Annotated in this window: 6 protein-coding genes; all 6 read right to left on the reverse strand. The window is 73.5% G+C overall.

The genetic code is table 11. From position 1 onward, the window contains the following. Window positions 1-63: 63 nt before the first annotated feature. The 6 genes from WH07_RS06405 to WH07_RS06430 are packed head-to-tail and all read right to left on the reverse strand — an operon-like array spanning window position 64 to window position 6,420. Window positions 64-1,149, reverse strand: a complete 1,086-nt coding sequence (locus WH07_RS06405) for an MSMEG_0565 family glycosyltransferase (protein ID WP_046496373.1) — start codon at window positions 1,147-1,149, stop codon at window positions 64-66. Then, window positions 1,146-2,135 carry a carbon-nitrogen hydrolase family protein gene (locus tag WH07_RS06410; protein ID WP_232788740.1) on the reverse strand — a complete coding sequence of 330 codons (990 nt, stop codon included), beginning with the start codon at window positions 2,133-2,135 and terminating at the stop codon, window positions 1,146-1,148. Before WH07_RS06410 ends, WH07_RS06405 begins: the two co-directional genes overlap by 4 nt. Window positions 2,136-2,175: 40 nt before the next feature. After that, window positions 2,176-3,027: a carbon-nitrogen hydrolase family protein gene (locus WH07_RS06415; protein ID WP_046496375.1), complete on the reverse strand. Its 852-nt coding sequence runs from the start codon at window positions 3,025-3,027 to the stop codon at window positions 2,176-2,178. Continuing rightward, window positions 3,024-4,685, reverse strand: a complete 1,662-nt coding sequence (locus WH07_RS40890; protein ID WP_232788741.1) for an MSMEG_0567/sll0787 family protein — start codon at window positions 4,683-4,685, stop codon at window positions 3,024-3,026. Before WH07_RS40890 ends, WH07_RS06415 begins: the two co-directional genes overlap by 4 nt. 6 nt (window positions 4,686-4,691) lie before the next feature. After that, window positions 4,692-5,879 carry an MSMEG_0568 family radical SAM protein gene (locus tag WH07_RS06425; protein ID WP_232788742.1) on the reverse strand — a complete coding sequence of 396 codons (1,188 nt, stop codon included), beginning with the start codon at window positions 5,877-5,879 and terminating at the stop codon, window positions 4,692-4,694. Between the two features lie 10 nt (window positions 5,880-5,889). Then, entirely contained in the window at window positions 5,890-6,420 is a 531-nt protein-coding gene (locus WH07_RS06430) for an MSMEG_0572/Sll0783 family nitrogen starvation response protein (protein WP_046496377.1), read from the reverse strand. Window positions 6,421-6,452 lie beyond the last annotated feature (32 nt).

The raw sequence follows: 6,452 nt of genomic DNA on the forward strand, positions 1-6,452 counted from the left end.
TGGAAGGCGCCAGGAGTGCGGTGGGTCCGGGTCAACCCGGTCCCCCGTACTCCCCCTCCCCCGTCACTTGGTCGGGTGGGAGCGGTAGAAGGTGAGGTGGCGCCGGGCCGCGGTGGGCCAGGTGTGGCGGGCGGCCAGGGACCGGCCTGCCGCACGGCGGGCAGGGGCGGGGACCGTGAGGGCCGCGGACAGTTCGGTGGCCAAAGATCCGGGGGTGGTGGCGAAACGGGCCGCGGGGGCGAAGACCTCGCGCAGCACCGGGAGGTCACGGACGACCAGGGGAACGCCCGCGGCCAGGGCCTCCATGGCCGCCAGACCGAAGCCCTCCTTCGTGGACGGGAACGCGAAGGCGGCCGCGGCGGCGACGAGCGGGGGCAGGTCGGGCTCGGGGACCTGCCCCAGTACGACTGGTTCCACGCCCAGTTCGGCGGCGCGGGTCTCCCAGCGGGCGCGGTAGTCACGGTAGTCGAACAGGGTCTCGCCGCCCGCGATCACCAGCCGTATGCCGGGGTGCTCCACGCGCAGGAGCGCGTACGCCTCCAGAAGGTCCAGCGCGCCCTTGCGCGGCTCGATGCCGCCGACGGCCAGCACATAGCGGCCGAGCCGGGAGCGCCAGGCGGCGCGGGCCGCGGGATCGGTGGCGGCGAAGCGCTCGTAGGCCACGCCGTTGGGGATGACCTCCGCCTTCAGGCCCCAGCCCGCCGCCAGTTCGTCCGCGACCGACCGCGAGACGCAGATGTGGGCGTACGGCTCGATGACGGCCCGTTCGTGGCAGGCGGCGAGTTCGGGCGTGGTGAAGTGGTCGAGGTGATGGACGGTGCGGATGCAGCGGCCGCCCACCGCGTTCGCGCTGATGCAGTCCTGCGCGTGGACGATGTCGTAGGGCGACGGGTCGAAGGCGTCGTGCAGGGTCGCGATGGAGCGGAGGACGCGCTCCCCCACGGTCTCGGCCGCCGGTCCCTCCGGGAACGGCACGATCCGTACGCGTACGCCCGGGCCGACCGGGCGGAAGAAGCCCGAGTCGCCGCCCCGGCCCAGCGACCAGACGGTCACGTCCTCGCCGGCCTCCGCCAGTGCCTCGGCCAGTGCCAGCGTGTGCACGACACCGCCGCGCGGCTTGGTCGAGTAGCTGAGCAGGGCGATCTTCATGAGGCAGTCCAAGGGGGGTTGGGGCCGGGGTTCGGTCCGCGCTCCGGTCCGTACGATTCGCGCTCCGGTCCGTACGGTCCGCGTTCCACTCCGTACGGTTCGCGCGCCGCCCGCCGGTCCCCCGGTACGTGCGGCCTCGGGATGCCCGCCGCCGTTCCGGCCTCCCGGTACGCCGACGGCCGCCGCTCGTCCAGATGGCGGAGGACCCTGCGCGCGCGGTCGATCTCCGCCGCCACGTCGACCTCCGCCACCGCCAGGCCCGCCTTCGCCCACGTCCGGGCGAGGATGTCGCCGCCCGGTCCCACCACCTTGGACTGGCCCAGGAAGCGCATGCCGCCCATGGCGCCCGTCTGGTTGGAGGAGGCGAGGACGACCTGGTTCTCGGCGGCGCGCGCCTGGTCGTACAGGTCGAAGAGCTTGGCCTGCCGGTCCTGGGCCATCCGCGGAGCGCGATTGGTGATGCTGGTGGGCCAGGCCGAGAGACAGGCGAGGATCTCGGCGCCGTCCAGAGCCAGGGAGCGGGCGGATTCGGGGAACGTCTTGTCGTAGTCGATCAGCATGCCGATCCGTCCCACCGGGGTGTCGAACGCGGCGAAGCCGTCGCCCGGCGCGTAGGCGGCCGTCTCGCCGGCCGGCAGGTGCACCTTGCGATGACGGCCGAGGACGCCGTCGCCGCTGACGCACACGGCGGCGTTGTAGCGCTCGTCCCCGCCGTCCTCGCAGTAGCCCACACACACGACCATCTCCGCGGCCAGCCGGGCCACCCGTTGGATCAGCGGGTCGTCCGCCTTCAGGGCCGGCGGGAGCGCCTCGGGATCGGGGTGGCGCAGGTCGGCGAGATACCCCCCGAGCGCGGCGTCGGGCAGGACGAGCAGCCCGGCGCCGGAGCGACGCGCGTCATCGATGAGTTTGGCGATACGGGCGAGGCCGAACTCCAGGTCACGGCCGAAGTGGGCGGCGGCGGCCGCGATCCGGACTGTGCTCATCGGCCGTTCACCGCTTCTGTTCTCACGCATCTCACGCGTCTCACGCGCCGACCGCTCCCGCGTACGTGTACGCCTCCGGGCGCCGGTCGCGCAGATGGCCCATGGAGCGGCGAGCGGTCTCCAGGGCCCGGGCGACGTCGAGTTCGGCGATCGCGAGGCCGGCTCCGACACCGGTGTCGGCGAGGATCTCGCCCCCGGGGTCCACGACCTTGGCGCTGCCGACGAAACGCAGCGACCCGAAGGTACCCGACTGGTTCGAGGAGACCCATACGATCTGGTTCTCCAGCGCGCGGGCCCGGTCGAAGAGGTCGAAACGGCGCTTCCAGCGGTCGTTCACGAGATCGGGCGCGGCGTTCGTGCGCGCGCCCGGCCAGGCGGAGACGACCACGCCGATCTCCGCGCCGTCGAGGGCCAGCGCGCGGGCGGACTCGGGGAAGGCCTTGTCGTAGCAGATCAGCATGCCGATCCGGCCGACCGGTGTGTCGAAGGCGTGGAAGCGGTCGCCGGACGCGTAGCTGGCGTCCTCGGAGAGCGGCTGGTGGACCTTGCGGTGATTGCCCAGCACCCCGTCGCCGTTGACGCATACCACGCTGTTGTAGCGCCGTCCGTCCGTACCCGCCTCGCAGTAGCCCGCCACGACCGTCAACTCGCCCGCCAGCGCCGCCAGTCGGCGGATCTCGGGGCCGTCGGCCGCGAGCGGCGGGGGGCCCGCGTCCAGCGCCGAGTCGTCGTCGAGGCTGAGCAGATAGCCGCCCAGGCACGCCTCCGGCAGCGCGAGCAGCCGTACGCCCCCGGCGCGGGCCTCCTTGATCAGCCGCTCTGCCACGGCGAAGTCCTCTTCGAGGTCGCGGCCGAACTCGGCGGCGACGGCGGCCATACGAAGCGTGCTCATGCGGTCCCCATTCCGGTCACCGGGCCGGCGACCGCGTCCGTGATCTCTCCGTCGGGCCAGCGCAGCCCGACGCCCTGCCCTGTGGTCAGTTCCCCGCACACGGCACCCGTGGCGGGCCCGGCGGGCAGCGCTGCCGCACCCGGTTCGTCCGTGGTCAGCATCGCGAAGCCGGGGAAACAGCTCAGCCAGTCGCCCATGGCCGCGTCCGACGGGCGGGGTACGGACGCCATGTCGAGGACGGCGCCGCAGCCGCTCGCCTCCGCCAGCATGCCCAGGGTCCCGGCGATCCCGGCCATCGACACGTCCTTCGCCGCGGCGGGCCGGGCGGCGGCCACCGCCCCGGTCATCGTGCGGAGTTCGTCCGTACGCCGACGGGTGGACGAGTCCCACTGACGGCCCCGGTAGCCCTCGCGCCAGCCGCCGCCGAGGTCCGCGGTGAGCCGTACCGCGTGCCCGGGCCGTCCGCCGCCGCCCGGCACCGGACGACCGGCGCGGCCCAGCGCGGTCACCGAAAGGGCGGCCGGTACGCCGAGCTGGGTATGGCCGCCGAGGACCGGCACCCCGTACGCCCGTGCCGCCCGCGCCAGCCCGGTGAGGATCCGGTCGGCGTGCGCCGTGTCCTTCGCGCCGACGGAGTCGAGCAGTCCGACCGGCGAAGCGCCCATCGCCGCGAGGTCGTTGACGTTGACGAGAACGGAACACCAGCCCGCCCAACCGGGATCACGCTCGACCATGGACGGCACGATCGCGTCGCACGCGGCGATCAGGTCCGTACCGGGCACGGGTGCGCCGTCGTCACCGACGAACCCGGCGCCACCGAGAGCGGCCCACACGCCCGGGTACGGGGCCCCGCCGGCTGCCGGACCGGACCCGGGCTCGCCGACAGGCCGACCCGAGGCCCGGCGCGCCACTCCGGCGGGAGGTCCGTCCGCCGGACCGGGAACACCGGGCCCGGGAAGGCCCGGTCCGCGCAAGGCCGCCAGCAGCGGCCCCAGCGCGGACTTGGCCGCCGCCTGGGCCGCGATCCGTCCGATCGGCCACCGCATCAGCACATGCGGCACACCCGCGACCGTGACCCCGCGTACGGACCGCCAGCCGAGCCGCTCGAAAAGCGTCCGGTTACGGCCCTGCACGGTCGCGTCGAACCGCAGAATACCCTCCGCCTCCGCACGTGCGCAGGCCGCGCGGACCAGCGCCGCGCCGATGCCGTACGAGCCACGGGCCCGGCGGGCCACCACCAGGCGGCCCCCCTGCCACCAGCCGATGTCGGGACCGTCGCCGACCGGTCCGAGCCGTACGCCGCCGACGACAGCGCCGTCCCGGTCCTTGGCGACCAGGACGACGGTACGGTCGTCCGCGTCGCGGTCGTCCAGGTCATGGCCGGAGAAGAGCCCCTGCTCATGGACGAAGGCGTCCCGGCGCAGCCGCCGGTAGCCGGACAACTCGGCCGCGGAACAGGCCTCTTCGATACGGAAGGCCTGCTGCCGTGCCAGAGTGCTGCGGTCGCCGAGCAGCGCCAGGATGTCGAACGCGTTCTCGGCCGTACGCTCGGCCGGGTGACCGCCCGGCCCGTCGGCCCGTCCACGGGCCCGGCCACCGCCCGGCCGCCCGGCTCCCCGTACAGACGCCCGCGGCGCGGCTGATCCGTCCAGATACACCGCCGCTCACCCGCCCGCCGTCTTCAGCACACTGCATGCCCCGCAGGCCGCGCAGCCCGCCTTCTGGCCGGCACCGCTCATCCCGGCCGCGCGCAGCTTCGCCGCGACGCCCTCCGTGACGTACCGCAGCAGCTCCGCGTCCGGCGCTCCGATCCCGTCACGGGCGGCGAGCGTGCCGCGCATCGGCCGGAACGGTACGACGAAGGGATACACACCCCGGTCGATCAGCCGTCCCGCGCCCGCGACCAGCTCGTCCGGGTCCTCGCCGAGGCCGACGAGCAGATAGGTGGAGACACGGTTGGGCCCGAAGACCCGTACGGCCTCGTCCCACGCGGCCTCGTACTCGGCCATCGGCACGGTCGACTTGCCCGGCATCCACCGCCGGCGCACCTTGTCGTCGAGGGACTCCACGTGGATGCCGACCGCGGTCGCCCCGGCGTCGTGCAGCGCGCGGATCCACACCGGGTCGCCCGGCGGTTCGCACTGCACCTGGACGGGAAGGCCGGGCACCGCGTCCAGTACGGCCCGTACCGACCGTACGAGATTGCGCGCGCCGCGGTCGGGGCCCGCGGTGGTGCCGGTGGTCATGACCATCTGCCGGACGCCGTCCAGCCGTACCGCCGCCTCGGCGACCTCGGCGAGCTGTGCCGGGGTCTTGGCGGCGACGGTCGCATCGGAGCGCAGGGACTCCTCGATGGTGCAGAACCGGCAGCGGTCGGACTCGCCGTAGCGGACACAGGTCTGTACGACGGTCGTGGCGAGCACGTCCGAACCGTGCAGCCGGGCGATCTCCTCGTACCGCACGCCGTCGGCCGTCGTCAGGTCGTAGAACGCGGGGCGCCGTACGGGGGTCAGGGCGAGCCCGGTGTCGGTCAGCGCCCCGGACCCGTCGCCGAGCCAGACCCTGCCGTCACGGACCGTGTAGGGGCTGTCGGGGTTGCGGGGCAGCGCGGCATTGGCACCGTCGACAAGGACATGGCCGTCGTCGCTGGGACCCGCGCCGTCCGGCCGCCGCACCTCGACGTCCTGACGGATGCCCCGCAGGGCCAGCTCGGCGCGGGTCATGATCCGTACGTCCACCGCCGTGCTCGGCCGCGCCGTACTCGTACCCGTCGCCGCCGTACCGGCCCCGGCCCGGGCCCCCGCCGCACACGCCCCCGTGCTCGTCCTCGTCGTATCGGTGCCAATGCTCATGACGCACCTCTCAGAGCTGGTAGGTGGAGTTGATGATGGCGCCCTTGCGGGCGTAGTGGATGATCGCGTCCTGGACGTCGAGGGGGTGGGTGGGGATGACGCCCTCGATCAGGTCCTCCTCGCGGGCACCGTGCAGGGAGAGGCCGAAGCGGCAGCAGTAGACCTTGCCGCCCTCGGCGATGAACGTCTTGAGCTGGTCGTTGATGTTGTGCTCGCCGGGGAAGGCGGAGTTGCCGGTGGTCGGGAAGCCGCGCGTGGCGAGGCAGTTGAGCGAACCGGGACCGTAGAAGTAGACGGCCGCCTCGAAGCCCTTGCGCAGGGCACGGGTGGCCTGGAGCACGGCGACGAAGGACACCGAGGACTCGTGGGCGATGCCGTGGACGAGGGTGAAGTAGGTCTCGCCGTCCTCGGCCCGGTAGTCGGGGAAGACCTTGGTGGAGCCGTAGATGCTGGAGCCCTCGGGGAGCGAGGGGTGCGGGATCTCGTCGAGGGACTTCTGCTCGACGTCGGTGAGTTCCACGGCGGCGGCGGTGTCGGACATGGTGTCTCCTTGGTGGGTGATGCCTGATGGGG

Origin of the sequence: Streptomyces odonnellii, from assembly GCF_000981895.1 — a bacterium.
In the GTDB taxonomy this organism is placed as follows: domain Bacteria; phylum Actinomycetota; class Actinomycetes; order Streptomycetales; family Streptomycetaceae; genus Streptomyces; species Streptomyces odonnellii.